The sequence below is a fragment of the Campylobacter sp. RM16189 genome, from assembly GCF_012978815.1.
In the GTDB taxonomy this organism is placed as follows: Bacteria; Campylobacterota; Campylobacteria; order Campylobacterales; family Campylobacteraceae; genus Campylobacter_A.
On record NZ_LIWR01000029.1, the window covers coordinates 1 to 802 of the forward strand.

Sequence of the window (802 nt, forward strand, 5' to 3'; positions counted from 1 at the left end):
ACTCCTTTTTTTATAATCCTAATACTTCTTATCGTAACTTTCTTTATGGCTATAATAATTCCTAAAGGCAAACGTAAGCTACTTTGGCTTTTTGTATGGTTTGTGATATTTTTTGCTGATTTGGTAGTTTTTAATTTAGCAAACAGATATTATATCTCTAAATATGCTGGAATTGAAATTTATAAAAAGTCGTTACAACGTGGTTATTATGTCGGCGAAATAGAAGGTAATACAACTAATTTTTATGTGGGAGAAAAAGGGATTTTGTCTATTATTAATAATTTTGTAGATTTTGTAGATTTTAAAGAAAAAAATGAACATACAAAAGACAACAAATTTTACAGAATATATCTTGACAACAATATCTCAAAAGATTGCTTTTTATCAAAAAATAATATAGGAGAATTCCCTATTACATATTTTTTAAATCATATACACTCAAAGCTCATGAATAAATGTATAGCAAAAAAAGAAATTACGAAAAATGAAGTCACCGATATTTCTTTTGTAGATTGCAATAGTGCCAAATGCCAAAAAATGGAACAACCTAAGATAAGCTTTTTAGGTCGCTTAATAGGTATAAAATTTGATTACGAGGCAATGTTAAGAAGTGCCGATGAAATTGTAGCTGTTAGTAAAAATAGCTATTGCATATATAAAGATAGTAGCGTAAATAGCTGGCTGTTAAAAATGTTGTCTTTTGAATTTCATGCATATGATGATAGTTTATTTGCAAAATACTGTCAGTCGGCAGATATCAGAATTGAAGGTGTGGGAAATTCTTGCGATATTGAGCTTATAA

The 802-nt window shown here is 28.2% G+C and carries 1 pseudogene; it reads left to right on the top strand.

Annotation, left to right across the window (positions count from 1 at the left end):
* Positions 1 to 45: 45 nt before the first annotated feature.
* Positions 46 to 802: pseudogene (locus CDOM16189_RS08005) on the top strand (hypothetical protein); the annotation flags it as partial.